This window comes from Rheinheimera fenheensis (assembly GCF_039871805.1).
In the GTDB taxonomy this organism is placed as follows: domain Bacteria; phylum Pseudomonadota; class Gammaproteobacteria; order Enterobacterales; family Alteromonadaceae; genus Alishewanella; species Alishewanella fenheensis.
On the sequence record NZ_JBDPJM010000001.1, the window covers coordinates 632,269 to 658,313 of the forward strand.

The 26,045-nt window shown below is 49.2% G+C and carries 26 protein-coding genes; 6 read left to right on the plus strand and 20 right to left on the minus strand.

The window, feature by feature from the left end:
- Positions 1-97: 97 nt before the first annotated feature.
- From ABGI61_RS02685 to mioC, 15 genes are all read right to left on the minus strand, one after another.
- Positions 98-2,170, minus strand: a complete 2,073-nt coding sequence (locus ABGI61_RS02685) for a winged helix-turn-helix domain-containing protein (protein WP_347596462.1) — start codon at positions 2,168-2,170, stop codon at positions 98-100.
- A gap of 219 nt (positions 2,171-2,389) precedes the next feature.
- Positions 2,390-2,806: a F0F1 ATP synthase subunit epsilon gene (locus tag ABGI61_RS02690; RefSeq protein ID WP_027670541.1), complete on the minus strand. Its 417-nt coding sequence runs from the start codon at positions 2,804-2,806 to the stop codon at positions 2,390-2,392.
- A 22-nt stretch (positions 2,807-2,828) separates the two neighbouring features.
- Positions 2,829-4,214, minus strand: a complete 1,386-nt coding sequence (gene atpD, locus ABGI61_RS02695; RefSeq protein ID WP_347596466.1) for a F0F1 ATP synthase subunit beta — start codon at positions 4,212-4,214, stop codon at positions 2,829-2,831.
- 33 nt (positions 4,215-4,247) lie between these two features.
- Positions 4,248-5,111 carry a F0F1 ATP synthase subunit gamma gene (gene atpG / locus ABGI61_RS02700; protein ID WP_347596469.1) on the minus strand — a complete coding sequence of 288 codons (864 nt, stop codon included), beginning with the start codon at positions 5,109-5,111 and terminating at the stop codon, positions 4,248-4,250.
- Between the two features lie 53 nt (positions 5,112-5,164).
- Positions 5,165-6,706, minus strand: coding sequence for a F0F1 ATP synthase subunit alpha (gene atpA, locus ABGI61_RS02705; RefSeq protein WP_347596472.1), 1,542 nt, complete (start codon positions 6,704-6,706; stop codon positions 5,165-5,167).
- Positions 6,707-6,720: 14 nt separating this feature from the next.
- On the minus strand, positions 6,721-7,254 hold the full coding sequence (gene atpH, locus ABGI61_RS02710) for a F0F1 ATP synthase subunit delta (RefSeq protein WP_347596475.1): 534 nt from the start codon (positions 7,252-7,254) through the stop codon (positions 6,721-6,723).
- Between the two features lie 11 nt (positions 7,255-7,265).
- The gene (gene atpF, locus ABGI61_RS02715; protein WP_008222394.1) at positions 7,266-7,736 is read right to left on the minus strand and encodes a F0F1 ATP synthase subunit B; all 471 of its coding nucleotides are present in this window, start codon (positions 7,734-7,736) and stop codon (positions 7,266-7,268) included.
- A 50-nt stretch (positions 7,737-7,786) separates the two neighbouring features.
- Positions 7,787-8,020: a F0F1 ATP synthase subunit C gene (gene atpE / locus ABGI61_RS02720; RefSeq protein ID WP_008222392.1), complete on the minus strand. Its 234-nt coding sequence runs from the start codon at positions 8,018-8,020 to the stop codon at positions 7,787-7,789.
- Positions 8,021-8,061: 41 nt separating this feature from the next.
- Complete coding sequence (atpB, locus tag ABGI61_RS02725) at positions 8,062-8,922, minus strand: F0F1 ATP synthase subunit A (RefSeq protein WP_347596478.1); 861 nt, start codon at positions 8,920-8,922, stop codon at positions 8,062-8,064.
- A 14-nt stretch (positions 8,923-8,936) separates the two neighbouring features.
- Positions 8,937-9,317, minus strand: coding sequence for an ATP synthase subunit I (locus ABGI61_RS02730; protein ID WP_347596481.1), 381 nt, complete (start codon positions 9,315-9,317; stop codon positions 8,937-8,939).
- 131 nt (positions 9,318-9,448) lie between these two features.
- A complete protein-coding gene (locus ABGI61_RS02735; protein ID WP_347596485.1) occupies positions 9,449-10,324 on the minus strand; it encodes a ParB/RepB/Spo0J family partition protein in 876 nt (291 codons plus the stop codon).
- A gap of 26 nt (positions 10,325-10,350) precedes the next feature.
- The gene (locus ABGI61_RS02740; RefSeq protein ID WP_347596488.1) at positions 10,351-11,145 is read right to left on the minus strand and encodes a ParA family protein; all 795 of its coding nucleotides are present in this window, start codon (positions 11,143-11,145) and stop codon (positions 10,351-10,353) included.
- A gap of 19 nt (positions 11,146-11,164) precedes the next feature.
- A complete protein-coding gene (gene rsmG / locus ABGI61_RS02745) occupies positions 11,165-11,782 on the minus strand; it encodes a 16S rRNA (guanine(527)-N(7))-methyltransferase RsmG (RefSeq protein ID WP_347596491.1) in 618 nt (205 codons plus the stop codon).
- 18 nt (positions 11,783-11,800) lie between these two features.
- On the minus strand, positions 11,801-13,690 hold the full coding sequence (gene mnmG / locus ABGI61_RS02750; protein WP_347596494.1) for a tRNA uridine-5-carboxymethylaminomethyl(34) synthesis enzyme MnmG: 1,890 nt from the start codon (positions 13,688-13,690) through the stop codon (positions 11,801-11,803).
- Between the two features lie 578 nt (positions 13,691-14,268).
- Positions 14,269-14,706, minus strand: coding sequence for an FMN-binding protein MioC (gene mioC / locus ABGI61_RS02755; protein WP_347596497.1), 438 nt, complete (start codon positions 14,704-14,706; stop codon positions 14,269-14,271).
- 163 nt (positions 14,707-14,869) lie between these two features.
- Between mioC and ABGI61_RS02760 the strand changes: the two genes are divergently transcribed.
- The 6 genes from ABGI61_RS02760 (at position 14,870) to ABGI61_RS02785 (ending at position 22,078) form a co-directional block, all read left to right on the plus strand.
- Complete coding sequence (locus tag ABGI61_RS02760) at positions 14,870-16,639, plus strand: DEAD/DEAH box helicase (protein ID WP_347596500.1); 1,770 nt, start codon at positions 14,870-14,872, stop codon at positions 16,637-16,639.
- 154 nt (positions 16,640-16,793) lie between these two features.
- Positions 16,794-19,277 (plus strand): M1 family metallopeptidase, encoded by a 2,484-nt coding sequence (locus tag ABGI61_RS02765; RefSeq protein ID WP_347596503.1) that lies wholly within the window; start codon positions 16,794-16,796, stop codon positions 19,275-19,277.
- Positions 19,277-19,765: a DUF6702 family protein gene (locus ABGI61_RS02770; RefSeq protein ID WP_347596506.1), complete on the plus strand. Its 489-nt coding sequence runs from the start codon at positions 19,277-19,279 to the stop codon at positions 19,763-19,765. Before ABGI61_RS02765 ends, ABGI61_RS02770 begins: the two co-directional genes overlap by 1 nt.
- A 66-nt stretch (positions 19,766-19,831) precedes the next feature.
- Positions 19,832-20,254, plus strand: coding sequence for a thioredoxin TrxC (gene trxC / locus ABGI61_RS02775; RefSeq protein WP_440590648.1), 423 nt, complete (start codon positions 19,832-19,834; stop codon positions 20,252-20,254).
- Between the two features lie 26 nt (positions 20,255-20,280).
- Positions 20,281-20,772, plus strand: a complete 492-nt coding sequence (locus tag ABGI61_RS02780; RefSeq protein WP_347596509.1) for a YbhB/YbcL family Raf kinase inhibitor-like protein — start codon at positions 20,281-20,283, stop codon at positions 20,770-20,772.
- Positions 20,773-20,896: 124 nt separating this feature from the next.
- A complete protein-coding gene (locus ABGI61_RS02785) occupies positions 20,897-22,078 on the plus strand; it encodes a YbfB/YjiJ family MFS transporter (protein ID WP_347596512.1) in 1,182 nt (393 codons plus the stop codon).
- Here ABGI61_RS02785 and mnmE read toward each other — a convergent pair whose 3' ends face one another.
- The 5 genes from mnmE to rpmH all read right to left on the minus strand — a co-directional run bounded on the left by mnmE (position 22,079) and on the right by rpmH (position 26,018).
- On the minus strand, positions 22,079-23,455 hold the full coding sequence (gene mnmE, locus ABGI61_RS02790; protein WP_347596515.1) for a tRNA uridine-5-carboxymethylaminomethyl(34) synthesis GTPase MnmE: 1,377 nt from the start codon (positions 23,453-23,455) through the stop codon (positions 22,079-22,081).
- A gap of 179 nt (positions 23,456-23,634) precedes the next feature.
- Entirely contained in the window at positions 23,635-25,272 is a 1,638-nt protein-coding gene (gene yidC, locus ABGI61_RS02795) for a membrane protein insertase YidC (RefSeq protein ID WP_347596518.1), read from the minus strand.
- A gap of 3 nt (positions 25,273-25,275) precedes the next feature.
- Complete coding sequence (gene yidD, locus ABGI61_RS02800; RefSeq protein ID WP_440590649.1) at positions 25,276-25,494, minus strand: membrane protein insertion efficiency factor YidD; 219 nt, start codon at positions 25,492-25,494, stop codon at positions 25,276-25,278.
- Positions 25,494-25,862, minus strand: coding sequence for a ribonuclease P protein component (gene rnpA / locus ABGI61_RS02805; RefSeq protein WP_347596524.1), 369 nt, complete (start codon positions 25,860-25,862; stop codon positions 25,494-25,496). The genes yidD and rnpA overlap by 1 nt, the downstream gene beginning before the upstream one ends.
- 18 nt (positions 25,863-25,880) lie before the next feature.
- Complete coding sequence (rpmH, locus tag ABGI61_RS02810; protein WP_008222343.1) at positions 25,881-26,018, minus strand: 50S ribosomal protein L34; 138 nt, start codon at positions 26,016-26,018, stop codon at positions 25,881-25,883.
- Between the last annotated feature and the right edge of the window lie 27 nt (positions 26,019-26,045).

Consider the following 26,045-nt stretch of genomic DNA (forward strand, 5'->3'; position numbering starts at 1 on the left):
TTTTGATTGAGTTGGGCGGGCCAGTTAGCGGCCTGCATCAAGAGTGGACGTGAAGTGATAATACTGCGATAACTTGTCGCGGACTTTGCTGTGACTTTCAGAATAAGGAGTTATAACCAAAGTTATAACCAAAACTAACTATCTGATTATTATCAATTTTAGGTTTAAAAAACAATAATTCATTGCCTGATTTATCCAAGGAAAATTGTGGGCTGAATTCGCTGTAAGCCAGCTTTCGCTGCCAGTGTTGTCCACTATTTAGGTTTATACTAACCAATTCCCAATCAGACATCAGATTGCGATGCAGAATATTCAGGTTATCACCACGTAACGCCAGTTGATAATGCAAGTCATAATGAATCCCCTGATATAACTGAGTAATTCGCTGCATACGCTGATCTAACAGCCATACCGAGCCATCTACCGCAGCAGCAATGAAACCTGCTTTGTAGGGTTGCAGCCAACGATAGTCATGTAATATTACCCGCTGCGTCGCCAGTTCAATATCGTATTGTACTATCTGCCAGTTACCACCACTGGCAGCAGCAAAATAAACGTAGCGGCCGTCATCACTAAATACGCCCTGATCAATCTGCTGAGTGCTTAACGACAAGTGCACTAGATCACCGCTTCGGGTATCCATCAGCTCAAGCCGGTTTAAGCGTTTGAGTAAAAGCAGATGTGTAGCCGCCTGATCCAACAGGACAAATGGCGCTTCTGATTGCATAACCAATTGCTTTTTGCCGGAATCGCGGTAAAAACGCGATAACTGATAATAGTGACCAAGTTGCTCAGTTAACCAATAAAAAGCCTGGTCATGGCTGTATTGCACAGACTGTACTTGCGCGTGCATTTGTAAGTGCTGGCTAAAACCATCAGTATAGGGCCAGGGCGTCTGATAAAGTTGTTGTTCAGTCGGTTTTCGATAAATTGCGGCAAAGTACCCACTTCTGTCTGTAACAAACTCTTTGATATGCTCGGCTGACGCAGCTACAGGCTCAAGCCGGTCATTGTTAATGTCAAACCAGAGAAACTGCTGCTGTTGCTTTAACAGCAAAGCATCTTTGGCCAGCCAACTTAGCCGCATATCCAATAGTTGATCACTGAGTTTATGCTCCTTCACTAATTCTTTATCAGCTACACGGTATAACTGTAGATACAGCTTTCGCTCAGCAATATTGGCTCGGATCAGTGCCAGATGTTGTTTATCCGGAGACAACCGGGCATAGGCATCCTGCACCGCAGCAGCACTACTATAGCTAAACTGGCTATATCTGCCGCTTTCTATATCTAATTGGTAATAATGGATATTGCCGTTGTAACTTTTTCCTGCTGCGATCAACAACTGGTTATCTGGCAGGGCCATAGGGCCCGCCAGTATGGGTAACCCCGCCATAATGTATTGGCGCGGGGCGGCGGCCAAATCAGCCAAAGGCTGAATATACAATTCAGCGACATCCTGGCGAAAGCCAACATAAGCCAGAGCACTGCCATCGGCGACAAAATCGACAAAACGCACATGCGGTACCGGCGTTTCGACCTTAGATAACTGCCCTTTGTGCCTGTCATACAAGTAAAGCTGCCAATTATCACCACTGCTGATACGACCAACGAAGGCCTGATAACGGCTGTCCGGTGACACCGCCAGGCTAGCTTTTTGCCCGGGAATATCCAGTTCAACTTGCATTAAGTGGGTGTGCACTTGCACCGGAGAAGCAAACCATAACAGAGCAGTTACAAGGACTGTAGCACTGGCCAGGCTACCTAATATTAATTGCTTTACCCAGGACAACTTGAATAGTCGCGGCTTTGGACTGCTAACAGCTAGGTTGTCTCCCGCCTGAATTGCCATACTATCGCTGCTCTGCACAGCCGGACAAACAAGCTGATAACCTCGCTTCATTTGTGAGCGAATATACTTCGGCTTCTCGTTGTCGTTATCGCCCAATAAAGTGCGTAACTTACTTATGGTGCGCCTTACAGCGGTATCCGTTACCACACGGCCCTGCCAAACCTGCTGGTGCAGCTCCTGCAAACTGACAAAGCGGTCTGGATGTTCAATCAGGTAGCAGAGCACTTCAATCACTTTCGGTTCTGCTGCAATTTCTTCCTGCTGTCGGTATAACAGACGCTGCTGGATGTTTACTCTGAACTCACCTAGATCAACCATCTTCATTTGCTAAGCGCCACCATGTTAACAGCTTAGAATTAATATTTAAGCCAGTTTATTTACACATAATAAAGATAAAGAAACATTAATCAACAATGTCCCCGAACTGGCACAACGGCGGTAAGACAGCCTAAACGGCAAATAAAAAGTGATTAATCACAGAATATATAAGACAAAAAAGCCACCTTGCGGTGGCTTTTTTCATTTCGGAACCCGAACTTATTTTTTACGCATTTTCTGAATAATGCGCAGCTGAGCAATGGCTTCTGCCAATTGCGCGGCAGCTTCAGCATAGTTGAAGTCTGCGCCAGCGTGCTGCATCGCTTCTTCAGCACGTTTTTGTGCATCTAAAGCGGCTTGCTCATCTAAGTCTTCGCCGCGTACCGCGACATCAGCCAGTACAGTGATCGTATCCGGTTGTACTTCAAGTACACCACCGGCAACGTAAATCACGTGTTCTTCGCCAAACTGTTTCACGATACGGACCATGCCAGGTTTCAGGGTGGTCAGTAACGGGGCGTGAAAAGGTAAAATACCCAGTTCGCCCTCACTGCCTGTGACCTGCACGGATTCGACAAGGCCGGAGAAGATTTTTTCTTCGGCACTTACTACATCCAGTTGCACTGTCATCGCCATCTCGCTCTCCTAAAGCCTGAACTTACAGTTTCTTCGCTTTTTCGATCGCTTCGTCGATAGAACCAACCATGTAGAACGCCTGCTCTGGCATATGGTCGAACTCGCCGTCCAGAATGCCTTTAAAGCCACGGATAGTTTCTTTCAGCGGTACGTATTTACCTGGTGAACCGGTAAATACTTCAGCTACGAAGAATGGCTGAGACAGGAAGCGCTGAATTTTACGCGCACGGTATACGGTAGTACGGTCTTCATCAGACAGTTCGTCCATACCCAGAATCGCGATGATGTCTTTCAGCTCTTTGTAACGCTGCAGTACAGATTGTACACCACGTGCTACTTCATAGTGCTCTTTACCGATTACCAGTGGATCTAACTGACGAGAAGTTGAATCCAGTGGGTCGATCGCCGGGTAAATACCCAGTGACGCGATGTTACGGCTTAGTACTACGGTTGCATCTAAGTGCGAGAACGTAGTCGCTGGTGACGGGTCAGTTAAGTCATCCGCAGGTACGTATACGGCCTGGATTGACGTGATTGAACCAGTCTTAGTAGAGGTAATACGCTCTTGCAGCGCACCCATCTCTTCTGCCAGCGTTGGCTGATAACCTACTGCTGATGGCATACGGCCCAGAAGTGCAGACACTTCAGTACCAGCCAGTGTGTAACGGTAGATGTTATCAACGAAGAACAGCACGTCACGGCCTTCATCACGGAATTTTTCCGCCATGGTTAAGCCGGTTAACGCTACGCGTAAACGGTTGCCTGGTGGCTCGTTCATCTGACCGTACACTAACGATACTTTGTCCAGTACGTTAGAGTCTTTCATTTCGTGATAGAAGTCGTTACCTTCACGGGTACGCTCACCCACACCGGCGAATACTGAGTAACCGCTGTGCTCGATCGCGATGTTACGGATCAGTTCCATCATGTTAACGGTTTTACCTACACCGGCACCACCGAACAGACCCACTTTACCACCTTTGGCGAACGGACATACCAGGTCGATAACCTTGATACCAGTTTCCAGCAGCGCGTTTGATGCTGCTTGATCTTCGTATGAAGGTGCTGAACGGTGGATAGACCAGCGCTCTTCTTCACCGATTGGGCCCGCTTCGTCGATTGGCTCACCCAGAACGTTCATAATACGGCCCAGTGTGGCTTTACCCACCGGAACCTGAATTGCTTTGCCGGTATTCGCTACAGCTGCGCCGCGACGTAAACCGTCAGTTGTACCTAATGCGATAGTACGAACAGTACCGCCACCCAGCTGTTGCTGAACTTCCAGCACCAAACCAGCCAGATCACCGTCGGTCACGTTTAACGCGTCATAGATACCAGGTACCGCATCTTGTGGAAAATCGATATCCACAACGGCGCCAATGATTTGGACGACCTTACCTTGACTCATGATGTTTCCTCAAATTTCTCAAAACTGTTTACCTTAGCCTACAGCTGCCGCACCTGCGACGATTTCGCTAAGCTCCTGGGTAATCGCGGCCTGACGTGCTTTGTTATAGACAAGCTTCAGGTCGTCCATCAGGTTGCCGGCGTTATCGGTTGCAGCCTTCATGGCTACCATCCGCGCCGCGTGCTCACTGGCAGAGTTCTCTACCACACCCTGATAAACCTGCGATTCGACGAAACGGTCCAACAACATATCTAAAATAGGTTTTGGATCCGGCTCGTACAGGTAATCCCAGTTATGTGCTTTTTGCTCAATATCTGCTTTTGGCAAAGGTAAGAGTTGATCGATCACTGGCTCCTGCTTCATGGTGTTTACAAACTTGTTGTACACCAGGAATAAGCGGTCAATCCGGCCTTCGTTAAATGCTTGCAGCATCACTTTTACCGAACCGATCACATCAGCCAAACGTGGTACGTCACCTGAACCCGCCTGTTGCGCGACTACCTTACCACCGAAACGCTTGAAGAAGGCGGTGGCTTTATTACCGATAACGGCAAACTGCGCATCCACACCTTTGTCTTTCCAGCTTTTCAGCTCCAGGGCAACTTTCTTAAACTCGTTGGTATTCAGGCCACCGCAAAGACCACGATCAGTAGAAATGACAATATAGCCAACCCGTTTTACCTCACGATCCGCTAAATACGGATGGCGGTATTCCAGGCTGCCATTGGCAAGGTTACCAATCACTTTGCGCATACCTTCAGCGTATGGGCGAGTTGCAGCTACGCGGTCTTGCGCTTTGCGCATTTTGCTGACCGCAACCTTTTCCATAGCACTGGTGATCTTGCGAGTATTATTAATACTCCCGATCTTACTTTTTATCTCTTTACCACCGGCCATGACTGTATCTCCGATTCATTCAACGAATGGGGTGGGCTAGCCACCCGCATTGATTACCAGGTCTGCGTTGCCTTGAATTTCTCAATGGCAGCTTTGAACGTAGACTCGATTTGGTCGTTGTAGTTACCGGTTTTATCGATCTCAGCCATCAGCTCAGCGTGTTCTGCTTTCATGAACGCGATCAGGGCAGCTTCAAAATCCAGGATCTTGGCTACGTCGACGTCTTTCATAAAGCCTTTTTCGATAGCGAAAATAGACACACCCATTTCGGCAACAGACATCGGGCTGTACTGTAACTGTTTCATCAGTTCAGTAACCTTCTGGCCGTGCTCTAACTGAGCGCGGGTTGCATCGTCTAAGTCAGAGGCGAACTGCGCGAACGCAGCCAGTTCTGAGTACTGGGCTAATGCCAGACGAATACCACCACCTAATTTCTTGATGATCTTGGTTTGTGCAGCACCACCAACACGAGATACCGAAATACCGGCGTTAACCGCTGGACGGATACCAGCGTTGAACAAGTCAGTTTCTAAGAAGATCTGACCGTCAGTAATCGAGATTACGTTAGTTGGTACGAACGCAGAAACGTCACCCGCTTGAGTTTCGATAATTGGTAATGCGGTTAAAGAACCGGTTTTACCTTTTACTTCACCGTTAGTGTAACGCTCAACATAGTCCGCATTTACGCGAGATGCGCGCTCCAGCAGACGTGAGTGTAAATAGAATACATCACCTGGGTAAGCTTCACGGCCTGGTGGACGACGTAACAGTAACGAGATCTGACGGTAAGCAACAGCTTGCTTAGACAGGTCATCGTATACGATTAGGGCATCTTCACCACGGTCACGGAAGTATTCACCCATAGTACAACCAGCGTAAGGTGCCAGGAACTGCAGCGCAGCTGCTTCAGAGGCAGACGCAACCACCACGATAGTGTGGGCCAGGGCGCCGTGCTCTTCCAGCTTACGTACTACGTTGGCGATAGTAGAGGCTTTTTGGCCTACGGCAACGTAGATACATTTAACACCAGTGCCTTTCTGGTTGATGATGGCATCGATGGCTAATGCGGTTTTACCGGTTTGACGGTCACCGATTAACAATTCACGCTGACCACGACCGATAGGGATCATGGCATCAACCGACTTATAACCGGTCTGCATTGGCTGGTCGACTGACTGACGGTCGATAACGCCCGGGGCGATTTTCTCTACCGGCTCAAAACCCGCAGCATCAATTGGACCTTTACCGTCGATAGGTGCACCTAAGGTGTTAACCACACGGCCTAACAGCTGTGGGCCAACCGGTACTTCTAAAATACGGCCAGTGCTTTTTACTTTGGTGCCTTCAGTTAAGTCCGCATACGGACCCATTACTACGGCACCTACTGAGTTGCGCTCTAAGTTCAGCGCGATAGCATAACGGTTGCCAGGAAGCTCAATCATCTCACCTTGCATACAGTCGGCAAGGCCATTGATACGGATGATACCGTCAGTTACCTGAACGATAGTACCTTCGTTACGAGCTTCACTGACCACTTCGAACTGAGCAATACGACTTTTGATCAGTTCTGATATTTCAGTGGAATTCAGTTGCATTCTCTGTTCCCCAATTAAGACTGCAGCGCAGTTGCTAAACGGTCCAGCTTACCGCGGACCGAGCCATCAATAACCATGTCACCTGCTTTGATCAGCATACCGCCGACCACTGCAGGATCTTCGCTACAGTTCAATTTAACTTTGCGTGCCAAACGTTTAGAAAGTGCCGCGGCTAACGCGTCCTGTTGTGCTTTTGAAAGCTTGGTAGCAGAAACGACGGACACGTCAATTTCCTGCTCATATTCAGCTTTCAGCGCCACAAAGGCGGTTAACACTTCAGGCAACGCCAGCAAACGATGATTTTCTGCCATCACTTTAATCAAGTTCTGACCGTGCGCATTCAGTTGCTCACCACATACCTGGATAAACAGACCGGCTTGCTTTTCAGCAGAACCGTTGGCGCCTAAGTAAGCGCCAACCTGGTCGTTCTTTGCCACTTCAGCAGCAAAGACCAACATCTGTAGCCAGGCATCCAGTGCATTTTGCTCAACGGCAAAATCAAAGGCTGCTCTGGCATAAGGACGAGCAATATTAGTCAAATCAGACATAGCTCATCCTCTTACAGTTCTTGAACCAGTTTTTCCAGAATGTCGCTGTGAGCAGCTTCATCAATAGAACGTTGCAGAATTTTCTCTGCGCCAGCCACTGCTAAGGCAGCAACTTGCTTGCGCAGCTCTTCGCGTAAACGATTACGCTCAGCTTCTAATTCTGCTTTAGCCTGCGCCAGAATGTTTTCACGTTCTGCGTTGGCTTTGTGCACGGCTTCATCAATCATCTTGGCTTCGCGTTTTTTCGCTTGCTCAATAATTTCTGCCGCCTGCGCTTTGGCTTCTTTTAACTGATCTTTGGCTTTGTCCTGGGCTAATGCCAGGTCTTTTTCTGCCCGATCAGAAGCAGCTAAACCGTCAGCAATTTTCTTCTGGCGCGCTTCAATAGCATTGTTCAGCGGTGGCCAGACAAACTTCATACAGAACAGCACGAACACCGCAAATGCGATTAATTCGCCCAGCAGAGTGGCGTTTAAATTCACGACCGCTCCTCCTTAGTTAACAGTTGTTCGGATTAACAAAAAGCCTTCGATTACAGAGCGAACAACATGTACATAGCGATACCAACACCGATCATCGCAACGGCGTCGATAAGACCTGCCAGGATGAACATTTTAACTTGCAGTTGTGGTGCTAATTCAGGCTGACGGGCACAAGCTTCTAAGAACTTACCACCCATGTTACCGAAGCCCAGTGCGGTACCGATGGCGCCGAAACCGATTAACAGAGCAACTGCGATTAATTTGATAGCTACTGCAATTTCCATTTTTATCTCCAGAGTTTTTAAGGTTAAGTTAAAGTAAAAAGTTAATGGTTATCTGAGCTGGCCATGCTTAAGTAAACAATGGTCAACATCATAAATACGAACGCCTGCAGCACAATTACCAGAATATGGAATACTGCCCAGACAAAGTGCAGCGGTAACTGTAGCAGACCGATAGCACCGATAAGGATAAAGATCATTTCACCGGCATACAGGTTACCGAACAGACGCAGTGCCAGTGAAAATGGCTTAGCGACCAGCGCGATAGTTTCCAGAACTAAGTTAGCCGGAATTAACACAATTTGCAGCGGTACGTTTTTGCTGCTAAACGGGTGCAGTGTCAGCTCTTTAATAAAGCCCAATACACCTTTAATGCGGATTGAATAGCCGATCATCAGAATAAACACACCAATTGCCAATGCGGCCGTCAGGTTTACGTCTGTGGTCGGTACAATTTTCATGTACACATCGTGGCTGTCCATACCGAACGCCTGTTCACCGACAAAACCGGCAAAAGCGGGCAGGAAGTCTACGGGTATTAAGTCCATCAGGTTCATTAAGAACACCCAGACAAAGATAGTCAGTGCCAGTGGTGCAATTAACTTGCTCTTGCCGTGGTAGGTGTCTTTCACGTTGCTGGCAACCAGCTCAACGATCATTTCAATGAAACACTGAAATTTACCCGGAACGCCGATGGTGGCTTTGTTGGCCGCACTGCGGAAGATCCATAAAAAGATCAAACCCAGGCCAATAGACCACGCTAAAGTATCGATATGCCATGTCCAGAAGCCAGCCTCGCTACACGCTTTGTTAAATGCGACACTGCCATCGACAGTACACATTTTGGCGTTAGTAAGGTGGTGCTGAATATGGCTAGAGAGGGTTAACTCTTCACCTGCAGCCATGTTTCATCCCATTGTTAATGTTTAAAAAAAACCGGTGCCATCCACTGTGTTAAAAGCGTAAACACAAAGCCGGTAAAAAAAGCAGGCGCTACCAGGCCAGGCTGTGAAAATACGACGCTTATTAACACTGCGGTTAAAACTAATTTAGCCGACTGCCCCCGCATAAAGGCCGCCAGCACCTGGTTGGCGTTAATTGCTGCACTAAAGCGAAAGGCGAAAAACGCAAACACACAATTTGGTATTACGGCCACCAAACCACCCTTAAAGGCTGATTTTGCCGCGGCTGCATCGGCAGCTAAAAAAAAAGCCAGTGTCATAACGCCGGCTACTGCAAGCTGGCATAGTACCAGCTTATAGGCTGATTTGCGCGCCATTACCGCACTTTGATCAGTCACTGTCTGTGCCCCTGAAAACACCCGGGAGGGGGCGGAAAAAACTTGCGAAAGTATACTTATTTGCCTTCAATTTGCAACAAAAAGCGGCGCGCACGCCTTGCCAGTCCAGATATCTGCACCAAAATGGTGTTTTATTGCTCACCGGCCTGCAGTTTGGCAATAATGCCATCTAATTCATCCAGACTGCTGTAACTGATTTCCAGCTTACCTTTGCCTTTGTTGTTGTAGCTAATTTGTACCGGCGCGGCAAAGCGCTCACTTAAACGCTGCTCTAACGACACCACATCCGGGTCGCGCGGCTTTTCTGCTACGACCGGTTTAGGCTCTAAAATGCGCCGCACTAAATTTTCAGTTTCACGCACAGTCAGCTGTTTCGCTGCCACTAAACGGCCGGCGTCAGATTGTTCAGCGTCTTTAAGTGCCAGCAATGCCCGGGCATGTCCCATCTCAATATCACCGTGCTCGAGCAGCAGTTTTACATCGTCGTTTAACTGATTAAGCCGTAATAAATTGGTTACCGAAGCGCGCGATTTGCCCACTGCATCGGCCACTTGCTGGTGGGTCAGGGCAAATTCTGTCAGCAAACGCTCCAGCGCCACCGCTTCTTCCATCGCGTTTAAATCTTCGCGCTGAATGTTTTCAATCAGGGCTATAGCAACTGCCGCTTCATCTGGCACATCTTTGACGATGCAAGGCACTTCACTTAGCTGCGCCAGCTGGCTAGCACGCCAACGCCGTTCACCGGCAATAATTTCAAACTTATCTTTGGCTAAAGGCCGCACTACTACAGGCTGGATCACGCCCTGGGCGCGGATAGAGCTTGCTAAGTCTTCCAGCGCTTCTTGCGACATATCTTTACGTGGCTGATATTTACCCGGCGTGAGAAACTCGATCGGCAACTGCTGCAGTTCACTGCTGCCAGGATTAGCAGCACTGTTGTTGCTGGCTCTGTTGGACGTAAGTAAGGCATCCAGACCCCGGCCCAGACCGCGTTTCTTTACCGACATGAAAAAGCTTCCCTAAAAATAGTCATTTAAACCGAGCTGCTCTGGCTCACTGTTTTTTTATCTGCCCGGCGTAACATTTCACCTGCCAGCGCTAAATAGGCTTTGGCACCAGTCGAGCTTTTATCGTAATACATCACCGGCGCGCCAAAACTGGGCGCTTCGGCCAGGCGCACATTACGCGGGATCACAGCGCGGTATACCTTATCACCAAAATGTTGTTTTAACTGCTCCGATACGTCATTGGCCAGCCGGTTGCGCGGATCGTACATGGTTCTTAAGATCCCTTCGATCTTAAGCTCAGGATTAACTGCTGCGGCTAACTGATTAATGGTCTCGACCAGCGCCGTTAAGCCTTCTAAGGCAAAATACTCGCACTGCATCGGCACCAGTACGGTGTCAGCCGCTGCCATCGCGTTCACAGTCAGCATGTTGAGTGAAGGCGGGCAGTCGATAAAGATAAAATCGTAGCTGTTGCGATAGTCTTTTAAGGCGTTACGCAGGCGCAGTTCGCGGGCAAACAGGTTCATTAAACGCACTTCGGCCGCGGTTAAATCAGCGTTTGCACCCACCAGGTGGTAACCGCCACTGGTTTCTTTCACCACCACTTCCTGTAGCGGTTTATCATCGACCAGCAGTTCGTAAGCCGTAGCGGGTAGATCGTACTTATCCACACCGCTGCCCATAGTGGCATTGCCTTGCGGATCCAGGTCTATCAGTAACACCTTGCGCTTGGTCGCCGCCAGAGACGCGGCCAAATTTACCGCTGTGGTGGTTTTACCTACGCCACCTTTCTGGTTAGCTATTGCGATCACTTTCGCCACAAGATGTCCTCGTTATCAGTTAGCAGGGGTCCAGTATTACCAAATGCCGTTGTGCATGCAACTCTGGCACACTAAGTGCCTGAACGCTGGCTACTTTAACAAAATCGGGTAAAGCTGCAATTTCTTCTTGTACTGCAGCGCCCTTCATGGCGAAAAAGCGCCCAGACGGCGCGGGTAAATGCCGACACCAGCTGAGCATATCGTTCATTGAGGCAAAAGCCCGGCTGATCACGCCATCGTAACCTTGCTCTGACTGGTGATCTTCTACCCGGCTTTGTAAGGGGTGGATATTGTCCAGTTTCAGCTGCAATTTAACCTGGTTTAAAAAACGAATGCGTTTGCCCAGGCTATCAAGCAGGGTAAATTGCTTATCAGGGTAATAAATGGCCAGCAATACGCCCGGTAACCCCGGGCCTGTGCCAACGTCAATAATACGCTCGCCACTTAAGTAAGGTGCCACCACCAGGCTGTCCATTACATGTTTGATCAGCATTTCCTGCGGATCGCGCACTGAAGTCAGGTTATATGCACTGTTCCATTTGTCCAGCAGCTTTACGTAGTCGACACATTGCTGCAGTTGCTGCTCTGACAAGGTTAACGCCGTTTGCGCTACCAGCGCGCGTAATTTATCTAACATTATGATCCCTAATATAAATTACGCAGACTTACGCAAAAGCCCCTGTTTTTTCAGGTATACCAATAACAACGAGATTGCCGCTGGTGTAATGCCGGAAATGCGCGACGCCTGGCCAACCGTTTGCGGCTGGGTTTGGTTTAGTTTCACGATCACTTCGTTAGACAAACCTTTAACGGCTTTATAATCAAACTGTTGCGGCAATAAGGTTTGCTCATTGCGTTGCTGTTTGGCAATTTCATCTTGCTGCCGCTGAATATAGCCTTCGTACTTGATTTGTATTTCAACTTGCTCAGCTGCAGTTTGATCTACAAGGCCAGGGCCAAGATCTGCGATCTGCATTAGCCGTTCATAGGAAACCTCTGGCCGGCGTACTAGTTCTTCCAGGCTGGCCTCTTTGCTAAGTGGGGTTTTAACCAGGTCGTTTACCGCTTGCAAGGCAGCGTGTTGTGGATGGATCCAGCTTTGTTTTAACCGTTGCCGCTCCAGTGCAATCTGGTCCATTTTCTGGTTAAAGGCAGCCCAACGCACATCATCTACTAAGCCCAGCTGACGGCCTTTTTCGGTTAATCGAGCATCAGCGTTATCTTCCCGTAGCATTAAGCGGTATTCAGCACGGCTGGTAAACATCCGATAGGGCTCTTTGGTACCCAGCGTAGTGAGATCGTCCACCAGTACGCCCAGGTAAGCCTGATCCCGGCTGGGTGACCAGCCCTGTTGCTCCTGGCTGAACAATGCCGCATTTAAACCGGCTAGTAAGCCCTGGGCTCCCGCTTCCTCATAACCGGTAGTACCGTTTATCTGGCCTGCGAAGAATAAGCCACTGATAAATTTGGTTTCCAGTGTGTTTTTCAGATCACGCGGATCGAAGAAATCATACTCAATAGCATACCCTGGGCGGGTTATATGGGCGTTTTCCATACCTTTTATCGAGCGTACTATGCTCAGCTGTACATCAAACGGCAGACTGGTTGATATGCCATTCGGGTAAAGCTCATGGGTGGTTAAGCCCTCAGGTTCGATAAAGATCTGATGTTTGTCTTTATCAGCAAAGCGCATAATTTTATCTTCAATTGATGGGCAATAGCGTGGGCCTATACCTTCAATCACACCAGTATACATTGGCGAGCGATCCAGATTATTACGGATCACCTCGTGTGTCTGCTCGTTAGTGTAGGTGATGTAGCAGGGAATTTGCGTTGGATGATCGCTACGCTTACCTAAAAATGAAAACACTGGTGTAGGTGTATCACCTGGTTGTGCCTGCATTACTGAAAAATCAACAGTCCGCGCATCAATACGCGGGGGGGTACCGGTTTTTAAACGATCGACTCTAAAAGGTAATTCACGCAGGCGTTTAGCCAATGCAATGGACGGCGGATCTCCGGCTCTGCCACCTGAATGGCTTTGTAAACCAATGTGGATCTGGCCACCTAAAAAGGTACCTACGGTTAACACCACTGATTTGGCACGAAATTTCAGCCCCATCTGAGTAATTACACCGGTTACTCTGTCTTGTTCGACAATCAGATCATCACAGGCTTGTTGAAAAATATTTAAGTTCGGCTGGTTCTCCAGCATCTGACGAATAGCAGCACGATACAATTGGCGGTCAGCTTGTGCCCGCGTGGCTCTTACAGCGGGTCCTTTGGAGCTGTTCAGTGTTCTAAACTGAATACCGCCTTTGTCAGCTGCCAACGCCATAGCACCGCCTAGAGCATCAATTTCTTTTACTAAATGCCCTTTACCAATACCACCTATTGCCGGGTTACATGACATCTGGCCCAGTGTTTCAACATTGTGGGTTAACAATAAGGTGTTACGCCCCATACGGGCAGCTGCCAGTGCAGCCTCTGTGCCTGCATGGCCACCACCCACAACGATGACGTCAAAAGTCTCTTGATACAACATAGCTGCCTCGGTATTGCGCTTTGCAGGCTGATTAAAAAAGGGCGCTTATTGTATCCTGATCCTTGGTTAAGGGGAATGGTGTTGCTGGCTTAGGATCGTTTAAATTAAATAAGATCTTTTTAGAGATCTTTTTATTATGTTTACTACTAAGCAGGCAGTTTTCAGTGGATAACAGGATCTTTGTAAAAAGGATCAGTAGCTTATTTAGGATCAGATCCTGTGATCAAGCTAGGATCTGTTCGGGTTTAACCCGTGATCAACTTGCTAGGTTATCCACATATCAAAAAAATATTTTTGTTATAACAAGGATAAAAACAGCTTTAACACCGGAAAAACCTATAGTTATACACATAGATTTATCGTAAAAGTTGATTCTGTGTATAAGACTGTATAACCGTAACAAGGTAAATAATCGCCTTTATCATCGCTTTATCACTTGCTTATCAAGACAAGGCGTTCAGTAGCCGTTACTGTGGCGACAAGTTGGTTTTATTGCTGAGGCCAACTGGGAGAGACGAGCATTATCCTGTTCTTCCTGAGATATACTTGTGTTTGCGGGTGCTTGCCACCCGCTTTTTTTATGGCAGTTGTTTTATCAACTGTGGCAACCAGGCCAGTGCAGTATCTTCCGGCAGTTGTGGTTGCTGTGCATCAATTTCTAACGCGGGCAGCAGCTTGTTGGCGCCCTTTTCCGTTAACAGGCGGCTTAGTTTGCGACCCGCCTCACAAAAAGTATCGTACGAAGCGTCACCTAAAGTGATCACGGCATAAGAAAGTGTGGTAAGATCACTCCGATCTTGTGCTAATTGATCCGCAAAGGGTTGAATATTATCAGGCAGATCTCCTGCGCCATAGGTGGATGTGATCACTAACCAGACGTTGTTCGGGTTGAGGTGATCCAGTTCGGGTTTCAGATGAAGACTAATCTCATAGCCCGCTTGTACCAGTGTTTCAGCAACTTGTTCTGCCACATATTCCGCTGCGCCCATTTGGCTGCCAACGAGGATGTCTATCATGATAAGCCTCTTGTCAAAAGAATGTTTGGCTATACTACTGGAATAAAATCGGCCATGGCTATGCCTTTGGTCCGGTTTAGATGTTTTTACTGCTCTGCAGGCTAAGTAAAAACAACAATAGCACTACCACTACGCCTGCGTGTTATTGAGGTTTAAACAACGTATGTCTGACACTGTGTCATTTTCCCAGCTAATGCTGCCTGAAGCTATTGTTCGTGCAGTTACTGAACTTGGCTATGAAACCCCATCGCCGATTCAGGCGGCGGCTATCCCTAAATTATTGGCTGGCGAAGATGTATTAGGCCAGGCGCAAACCGGTACCGGAAAAACCGGTGCTTTTGCTCTGCCTTTATTAGCACGGCTTGACCCTGCGCAAAACGATCCACAAATTCTGGTTCTGGCACCTACCCGCGAGCTGGCCATACAAGTGGCTGAAGCATTTCAGGCTTATGCCCGCTATATGCCGGCGTTTCACGTATTGCCATTATATGGCGGCCAAAGCTACACCAATCAGCTGAAGTCTTTAAAGCGTGGCTCGCAGGTGATTGTCGGTACACCGGGCCGTATTCTTGACCACTTAGACCGTGGCACCTTAAAGCTTGATAAGCTGCGCGCTATCGTGCTGGATGAAGCCGACGAAATGCTGCGTATGGGCTTTATTGACGATGTGCAGACCATTATGGACGCTACACCGGCCGGTCGTCAGGTGGCGATGTTCTCGGCCACTATGCCACCGCAGATCCGTGCTATTGCGCAAAAGCATTTAAAAAATGCTGAAGAGATTAAAATTGCCTCAAAAACCAGCACGGTTGAGCGGATTAAGCAAAGTTACGTGATGCTGGATGGCAACCAAAAGCTGGATGCCTTAACCCGTGTACTGGAAGGCGAAGAATACGATGCCTCTATCGTGTTCGTGCGCACGAAAAGTGCCACCGAAGAAATTGCTGAAAAACTGGGTGCCCGCGGTTACGCCGTAGCCTGCTTAAACGGTGATATGAATCAAGCGCACCGTGAACTGACCATCCGTAAAATGAAAGCGAACCAGCTGGATATCATTGTAGCCACCGACGTGGCTGCCCGTGGTCTCGATGTTGAGCGCATCAGCCTGGTAGTAAACTACGATATCCCATACGACAGCGAAGCCTATGTGCACCGCATCGGTCGTACTGGCCGGGCAGGTCGCGAAGGTAAGGCGATTTTGTTTGTCTCGCCACGTGAGCGCCGCTTACTACGTACTATCGAGCATGCGACCAAGCAGCCGATTGAAAAAATGTCACTGCCATCCGGACAAGTGATTGAGCAGCGCCGTATCGAGTCGTTCCGTGAGCAATTAGCGCAAACCATCGAAACGCAAAACTTAAGCTTCTTCCAAGACTTAATTAACGACTGGCGCGAGAAGATTGATACTACCGAAAATGATCTGGCTGCAGCCTTGTTATATTTGGCGCAAAAAGATCAGCCGCTCAATGTGGCCAGTCAGTTCCCGGAAATCCGTGAGCCGCACGCCCGTGGTGAGCGTGATGAGCGTCCGCGTCGTGACCGTGGCGACAGGCCTGAGCGCGGTGAGCGTCCGGATCGTGGTCCGCGCGTGAAGCGGGAAATGAAAGGCGATTACCAGACCTACCGTATTGAAGTGGGTAAAGAGCATGGCGTGCGTGCTGGCGACATCGTCGGGGCTATTGCCAATGAGGCCAATATCGACAGCCAGTTTATCGGTAATATTAAACTGTTTGATCATTTCAGTACGGTAGAGTTGCCAGCAGCTATCCCGAATGAAATTTTTCAGCACCTGAAAAAGGTGTATGTGCGTAAGCAAAAGTTAAATATCACGGTAGACAGCGGCGCAGCACCGGCAGGTGATCGTCGGCCGTCAAATGGTCCGGGCCCGCGCCCAGGTGCAGCACCGCGTGCGCCGCGTAAGCCACGTGACTAAAAGTTATAGCTGTTAAGAAAACCCTGCCTCGGCAGGGTTTTTTATTTAGTCAGATTAACCATTTGCCGTGTTAAAACGCTCTTGTTTAGCGGACCAAAGTTGCCTAAGGTAGAACGCTGTTCTAATAACGATAACAAAAAAGAGTGCGATGCCAATGTCCAGTAAGTTAACCCGATTTTCGCTTGCCAGTTTAAGCATAGTGCTATTTTGCAGCAGCTTGGCGGCCAGCGCAGCTATTCGCCAAACCAAAGGCGATTTTGAAGATAAGTTTCGCCAGCTAGATGAAGTACTACCAACACCCAACGTGTACCGCAATGCTGCCGGTGAGCCGGGCCAGCAATACTGGCAGCAACAAGTTAACTATAAAATGGATGTTAAGCTGGACGAGGCCAAACGCCAGTTAAGCGCCAGCCAGCAAATTCATTATAAAAACAACTCACCTTACACGCTGAAGTATCTGTGGCTGCATCTGGATCAAAATATCTTTAAAAACGATTCTATGGCTGAGATGAGTACCGACTTTGGCGGTATTGGCCGCCGTGGCCCGGCTACCGCTATTGGCGAGGGCGACATTACAGCCCGCTTGAGCCTGGAAGAGCTGCGCCGGCAACAGTTTATGACCGACAATGAGCTGGGTTTTGTTATCAGCAATGTAAAAAGCAGCAGCGGTAAAGCTCTGCCAGCGACGTTGGTGGGTACGCTGATGCGCATTGATTTGGACAAGCCATTAAAGCCCGGTCAGGCGATGGACTTCAGCCTCAATTTTGCCTTTAACATTGTTGAAGAAGACGCCGTATCGGCGCGCTCTGGTTATGAGCACTTCCCCAAAGATGCGCGTGAAGGCGGTAATGATATTTTCCTGTTAGCGCAGTGGTTTCCACGCTTAGTGGCTTATACCGACTATGAAGCCTGGACCAATAAAGAGTTTCTAGGTCGTGGTGAGTTTACGCTGGAATTTGGTGATTATGATGTCCGGTTAACAGTACCAAGCGATCATATCGTGTCGTCTACCGGCGAGCTGCAAAACGCCAGCAAGGTGTTAACCAAGCAACAGTTATCGCGTTTAGAACAGGCAAGAACGGCAAAGCGGCCGGTGTTTATTGTTACCGAGCAAGAAGCGCTGGAAAACGAAAAGGAAGGTACTGATCAGAGTAAAACCTGGCATTTTAAAGCGAAAAATGTGCGCGATTTTGCCTGGGCGTCATCGCGCAAGTTTATCTGGGACGCTAAAGGCTATCAGCAGGGCGGCACAGAACAGCCGTTTGTGATGGCGATGTCGTTTTACCCGAAAGAGGGCGGTGAGCTGTGGCAGAAATATTCCACCGAAGCCATAGTGCATACCATGGAAGTGTATTCACGTTTCTCGTTTGATTATCCGTATCCGGTAGCACAATCGGTAAATGGCCCGGTCGGTGGCATGGAATACCCGATGATCACCTTTAACGGCCCGCGCACCAAATTGCAAGATGATGGCAGCCGTACCTACTCGCAAGCGGAAAAGCGCTTTTTAATTGGCGTAGTGATCCATGAAATTGGCCATATTTACTTTCCGATGGTAGTGAATTCTGATGAGCGGCAGTGGACCTGGATGGATGAGGGCCTTAACAGCTTTTTAGACGGCGTGGCTGGTCGTGAGTGGGATCCGACCATACCGTGGGGGGTTGAGCCGCGTGATATTGTTGATTACATGAAGTCAGACGTGCAGGTGCCTATTATGACCCAGTCCGACAGCGTGCTAAAACTGGGACCAAATGCCTATACCAAACCGGCTGCAGCGCTGAATATTTTGCGTGAAGTGATTTTGGGTCGCGAGCTGTTTGATTTTGCCTTTAAAGAATTTGCTACCCGCTGGAAGTTTAAACGCCCGACGCCGGCCGATTTCTTCCGGACCATGGAAGAAGCCAGCGGCGTCGATTTAGATTGGTTCTGGCGTGGCTGGTTTTACAGCACTGACCATGTCGATATTTCGCTGGATAAAGTCTTTCAGTTAAGACTGGATACTAAGAACCCGGATATCGACTTTGCCCGCGAACGCAAAGCCGAGCAGGACAAGCCAATGCCTCTGTTTGTTGAGCGCAATCAGGCTGAAGGCAAAGTGCTGTGGATTGATAAAAACCCGGACGTACGTGACTTTTACGACGAAAACGACCGTTTTACTGTTACTAATAAAGAGCGTAACGCCTACAACAAGTTTTTACACGAGTTAGAGCCGTGGGAGCGCACAGCGTTTGAGCGCGCGGTAGCCGAAGACAAAAACTATTACGTACTGCAGTTTAGTAATAAAGGCGGCCTGGTGATGCCGATTCTGTTGCAGCTGCACTATACCGATGGCACGAGCGAGCAACAGTATATTCCAGCCGAGATTTGGCGGCGTAGCCCTAAAGCCGTTAACCGGCTGGTGGTAACGGCTAAAGATAAAGTGTTAAAAGAGGTGGTGGTCGATCCGAAGTGGGAAACGGCTGATGTCGATATCGAAAACAACTTCTACCCGCGTCGTATTATTCCATCACGTATTGAGGCTTATAAGTCTGAGAAGAGCAAAGCCAAAGTCAGCCGTGATATCATGCAGGATGTAAAAACGGAGCTAAAAGATCCGGCAAAAAAAGCTGATGCTGTAGACAAGCAGGACGGTAATTAATGCGCCGGTTGGGGGCTTCTTTATTGCTGGCAGTGTTAAGCTGCCAGCTTGGCGCGCACGAGATGAAAGCCGCATTGACCAAAGTGCTGTTTAATGAGCGTAGCGGCAACATTGAAGTGATGCACCGTTTTTATGTGCACGATGCCGAGCATGGCGTAAAACAGCTATTTGATAAAAGCGCCGATTTACTCAACAGCGAGCAAACCCAGCAAACCTTTAGCGACTATGTTGGCAAAGAGTTTGCGCTAGCCACTCTGGCCGGCCAGCCCATTACGCTAACCTTACTGGGTGGCCAGCTGGAAGGACGCTATTTCTGGGTGTATCAGGAGGCGGCGATACCGGCGGGCTTAACAGGCTTACGTATTCAGCACAAGGCGCTGCAGGCACTCTGGCCAGCCCAGGTTAACACGGTGAATATTGAAGGCCGTGGTGAGGTAAAAAGCCTGAGTTTTAACAGTAAAACCGATTGGCTGCAGTTAAGTTTTTAACAACAGCTTTAAATAACGCCGGGCAGACGCTATATAAGTTGCAGTTAACCTAAACTGGAGATTGCGATGATTATTGCCTGTCCTGGCTGTAATAGCTTAAACCGGCTACCGCCTGATAAGCCGGCGCAGCAAGCGAACTGCGGTAAATGTAAACAGCCGTTATTTCAAGGTAAAGCGCTGGAACTTACCAGCAGTAACTTTGCCGCTCATGCGCAAAAAAGCGAACTGCCGCTGGTGGTGGATTTTTGGGCCAGCTGGTGTGGCCCCTGCCAAAGTTTTGCGCCGGTATTTAGCCAGGCATCCAATGAACTCGAGCCGCATTTTCGCTTTGGTAAAATTAATACCGAGCAGCAGCAGGCACTGGCAGCACAGTTTAATATCCGCTCTATTCCTACTTTAATGGTGTTTAAGCAGGGCAAGGTTATTGCGCAGCAAGCGGGTGCCTTTCCCAAGCAAGCCTTTTATCAATGGTTATCGCAATATAAGTAAGTATTTACTCACTTTTTGGAGGCGTTATGACAAAGCAGGTTTTCACCCTAAGCAGCCCCGATATCAAAGAAGGCCATTTTATGGCCAAAGATCACGAGTTTGACGGCTTTGGCTGTAGTGGCAGTAATGTGTCGCCCGCGCTGAACTGGGCTAACGCACCGGCAGGCACTAAAAGCTTTGCCGTTACCGTGTTTGACCCGGACGCGCCCACTTGCTCTGGTTTTTGGCACTGGCTGGTTACGGATATTCCTGCTGCTGCAACCGGTTTAGCCCGTGGCGCCGGCAAAGGCAGTTTGCCGCCAGGTTGTCGCAGTTTCACCAACGACTACGGCATGAAAGACTTTGGTGGCGCCTGCCCACCAGAGGGCCATGGTATGCACCGTTATCAATTTACCGTGTGGGCCTTGCCGGAAGATACGTTACCGGCCGCCGATGGCGCCAGCGCTGCGGTAGTGGGTTTTATGCTAAATGCTATGGCGCTCGGTAAAGCCACCCTAACGGCGACCTACGCTCGTTAAGTGTTAAAAAAGGGACATCAGACTAAGGCCGCATACCGCGGCCTTTTTTGTTGCGCTAAGCTAAGGCTTTTCGGCTGCCGGAGGCATTACTCTGCCAATATCAGCAAACCACCCGGTTAACCACATGCCGCAACGTTTTTATGTGTTGCTGGCCGGTTTTTTCAGTCAGTTGCTATGCCTCGGCGTGGCGCGCTTTGCTTATACTCCGCTGTTGCCGCTAATGCAGCAGCAACAAGTATTGGACGATGCCAGCGGCGGTTACCTGGCTGGGGTTAACTACCTCGGTTATATGGCGGGTGCTTTGCTGGCTGCCAGCCTGAGCAACCTGCAATTAAAAGACACTCTGTACCGGCTGGGTTTGCTGTTAGCTGTACTGAGTACCCTTGGTATGGCATTAACTGAAAACGTTTGGCTATGGTCGCTATGGCGCTTTGTCGCCGGCTTAAGCAGTGCCGGTTCTATGCTGATAGCCTCCGGGCTGATTATGCATTGGCTTTTAAGCCATAAGCAACGGGCGGAACTGGGTATCCATTTCGCCGGCTTGGGCTTTGGCATAGCGTTATCGGCGTTGTTAGTTGAGCTGATGTTAATGCTACAGCTGGATTGGCGTGCGCAGTGGCAATACTTTGCTTTATTTGGCCTGCTGTTGGCGATCCCGGCCTGGCGCTGGTTACCGCGGCCGGCAGTCGTAACGCAGTCGACACAACATAGTGCTGTTGATACGCCCCCGGCCAACCGCTTTATCCGCCTGATGTTGGCCAGCTATTTTTGTGCCGGCTATGGCTATGTGATCAGTGCAACCTTTATTGTCACCATTGTCGAGCGCATGCCCGGCTTAAGTGGCAGCGGTAACCTGAGTTTTATCGTACTGGGGATGGCCGCCACGCCGGCAGTACTACTGTGGGATCTGGTTGCCCGTAAAACAGGCTACCTTAAAGCGATAATGTTAGCCCTAATACTGCAAGCGGCGTCGATACTGCTGCCATTATGGTTTAGCAGTATCGCCGTTGTGTTATTCAGTGCGGCCTTATTTGGCGCGACTTTTGTCGGCGTAGTCAGTTTGGTATTAACCATGGCAGGGCGCTTATATCCGAGTAAACCGGCAAAACTTATGGGTAAAATGACCTTAGCCTATGGCAGTGCCCAGGTGATAGCACCGGCGTTAACTGGCTACTTAGCTACGCTAACCGGTCATTATGATATCGGGCTCTATCTGGCGGCAGGTTTTGTCAGCTTGGGTGCGATTTTGGTCTGGCTGCTGATAGCAACGGATAACACCGCACAGCAGCTAGACAAAGCAAACTAGCTATTTACCAATACAAAACGAGCTGAAAATCCGTCCGAGTAAATCGTCTGAGCTAAATTCGCCGGTAATTTCATTTAAGTGCTGCTGGGTTAAGCGCAACTCCTCGGCCAGGATTTCGCCGGCAATATAACTGTGCAGCTGCTCCTGACCAATCGCCAAATGTTCAGCCGCTCTGTCTAACGCATCTAAATGACGGCGGCGGGCGAGGAAGCTGCCCTCGACACTGCTGTCAAAGCCAATACATTGCTTTAAGTGCTCGCGCAGGGCATCAATACCGGCGCCGGTTTTGGCCGAAATACGATACACCGGCGCTTTGCTGCTGGTATCTGCTGTCGACTGTGCAGAGCGCAGCTCGCCGGTTAAATCTGCTTTATTGCGGATCACGGTAACGCCTAATCCTTCTGGCAGGCGGTCGATAAAGTCTGGCCAGATATCATGTGGGTCGGTAGCGTCGGTAGTGGTGCCATCAACCATAAACAATACCCGATCGGCTTGATCTATCTCTTTCCAGGCGCGCTCAATACCAATTTGTTCCACCTGATCGGTGGCTTCTCTGAGGCCGGCGGTGTCGATAATATGCAGCGGCATGCCGTCGATATGAATATGTTCACGCAACACATCACGCGTGGTGCCGGCAATGTCGGTAACGATAGCGGCTTCTCGGCCGGCTAAGGCGTTAAGCAAGCTGGATTTACCTGCATTAGGACGGCCGGCAATCACCACCTTCATGCCTTCACGCAAAATGCTGCCCTGCGTTGCTTGTTTTTTTACGTTCGCCAGATAGTCAATTATCTCGGCCAGATCAGCCGCTACTTTGCCGTCGGATAGAAAGTCGATTTCTTCATCCGGAAAGTCGATTGCCGCTTCGACATACATGCGCAGGTGAATGACTTTTTCCACCAGTTCATGAATATGGCGGGAAAACTCACCCTGCAGTGATTGCATGGCGCTGCGTGCCGCCTGCTCGCTACTGGCATCAATTAAATCGGCAATGGCTTCGGCCTGAGCTAAGTCGAGTTTGTCGTTTAAAAAGGCGCGTTCAGAAAATTCGCCAGGTCGGGCAATGCGTACATTGGGTAGAGCTAACACCTGCTTTAACAGCATATCGAGCAGTACCGGGCCGCCGTGGCCTTGTAGCTCTAAGACGTCTTCGCCGGTAAAGGAATTGGGGCCGGGGAAGTACAGGGCTATGCCCTGATCCAATACTTGCTTATTGTTGTCAAAAAACGGCAGGTATTCGGCATAACGCGGTTTGGGAAGGCGATTCAGTATGGCTTGTGCCACCGCTTTAGCATCCGGGCCTGAAATACGAATAATACCCACACCGGCGCGGCCGGGGGCGGTAGCGAGTGCGGCGATGGTGTCGGTAGTAAACATGGGTTGCCTCTTAATAGAAAAAGCCTGTCAGCATAATGCGACAGGCTTAAGGTAGTACTGCAAGTATTAGGAAATCATCATTTCGCCGCTTTCGACAGCACATCCCTGTGCTGTCTCAATCTCCGCGACATCCTTGTCGCCGCTACATGATGACACCTAATTCTTGCTTTAAAGTTCAGTTAAGCCTTTTTAGTATGCAAACCTTTCTTTTCCATACCTTTGTAGATGTATAACATCTGCGCCAGTGAAATCAGGTTACTGACAAACCAGTACAGTACCAGACCACTTGGGAACCACAGGAAGAATACCGAGAACGCCACCGGCATCCACATCATAATCTTCTGTTGCATCGGGTCGGTAACCTGCATGGGCGTCAGCTTTTGCATCAGGTACATACTGGCACCAAATAACACCGGCAATACATAGTAGGGGTCTTGTGCTGATAAGTCAGTGATCCACAGCATAAAGGGCGCGTGGCGCAGCTCAACGCTTTCGACAAATACCCAGTACAGTGCCAGGAATATCGGCATCTGGATCAACATCGGTAAGCAGCCACCCATAGGGTTTACTTTCTCTTTGCGATACAGCTCCATCATGGCCGGGCCCATCTTCTGCCGGTCGTCCTTGTATCGCGCCTGCAGCTCGTCAATTTTCGGCTTTAAGTTACGCATCTTCGCCATCGACTCGTACTGCACCTTGGTTAGTGGGTACATTATGCCTTTAACAATCAGCGTGATAATAATAATCGCCACACCCCAGTTCACGACAACGCTTTGAATAAGCGTCAGTAACCAGAACAGCGGCTGCGAGATAAACCATAAGAAGCCGTAGTCAACGGTTAAGTCCAGGCCGTTGGCCAATTTGGCCAGGTTGTCCTGGGTTTTCGGGCCGGCGTAAAAAGTACTGCCCAGTGTTACCGTGGCGCCTGGTTCTATATTCACGGCCGGGCCTTTGGCGCCAATCACGCCTTGACCGTTGCGTACCAGACTGTACAGTTGGTTATCCGCTTGCTGATCCGGTACCCATGCCGACACGAAGTAATGCTCCAGCATGGCCACCCAGCCACCGGTCGTGGCTTCAAGCAGGTTTTTCTCCTGCATGTCGTCAAAGGCATACTTGTTGTAGCGCTCAGAGGTGGTGCCAAAGGCGGCACCGCGGTATATCGGCATCATCATGCTGGCACTTTCGCCGTTATCGATAGTTTGCACCAGGTGCTGATAAGGCTGTACGGTTTTTACTTCAGCACTTTGGTTAAGCAGCAAATATTCTACCCGGACATCATATTGGCCAGCGGTAAAAATAAAGCGCTTTTCTACCTGTAAGCCGTTGTGGCTAAAAGTTAATGGCACTACCAGCTCGGTTGCACCTTCAGGCATGCTGTAGCTCGTTTGCGCGGCGCTATATACAGGCCGTGGGTTACGGCTGTCGTCCGGGCCATCACGGCCAATCAGGCCACTTTGAGCAACATACTCAAAGCCAGGTAAACGACGCATTAACGGGTAAGGTTCGGCTTTACCCTTTTCCAGTTCGAAGTCGGGTAGGGTTAGCGCAACAATGTCACCACCACGACTATCGATACTCAGGTTAAATACGTCGGTGCTGACGGTTATAGTGCGGGCACTTACCGTGGTTGTGGCAGGCGCTTGCTCTGCGTCAGCTGTGGTCAGTTGTAGATCAGCGGAGCTGGTCGCGCTGTTTTGGCTGATTCCAGCGACCGGTGTCACCGGCTGCGGCGCATTAGCAATATTCCACTGCTGCCAGAGTAAAAAACTGACCAGTGCCAGACCAATAACTAATAAACTACGTTGTGATTCCATGGTTTAGCTTTTCTCATTGTGCTTTTCAGGAACAGGATCATCACCGCCTGCATGTAAGGGGTGACATTTTAATAAACGTTTCGCTGCTAACCAACTGCCTTTGAACACACCAAAACGCGCAACGGCGGTAATTGCATAATGGGAACAGGTGGGCTGAAAACGACAGCTGGGGCCAAACAGCGGGCTAATCAGTTTCTGGTAGCCTTTTAGCAGCAGTAACACTAGGCTGATTGCTGCGCGGTGTATTGGCGAGCGATTTTGCGCCATAACTTTTCCAGTTGCCTATGTAACTCATCATTAGCCGTATTGCTAATGTCACCCTTCACCATCAGTACCAAATCGACGCCAGGCAACTCATGTTGATGCAAACGAAAATTATCACGCACACAACGTTTAATACGGTTGCGGTGCACGGCTAATTTAACACGTTTTTTAGCGATAGTAAGGCCTAATCGGGGATGCGACAGTTGATTGGCTTTGGCTAGGATAGTAAACAGCGGGGAAGACACCCGAAACGGGTTTTGGAACACATTGTCGAACTGACTGGGAGTTAACAGTCGTAACTCCCTGCCGAATTTCAGGCTGACCACTCAGCGGTTAACCGCTGATTAGGCAGTTAAACGCTTACGGCCTTTAGCACGGCGACGCGCTAATACCTGACGACCATTTTTAGTGGCCATACGAGCACGGAAACCGTGGTTACGCTTGCGTTTTAATACGCTTGGTTGAAAAGTTCTTTTACTCATAATTTCATCCGTCCGGTAGAAATATTT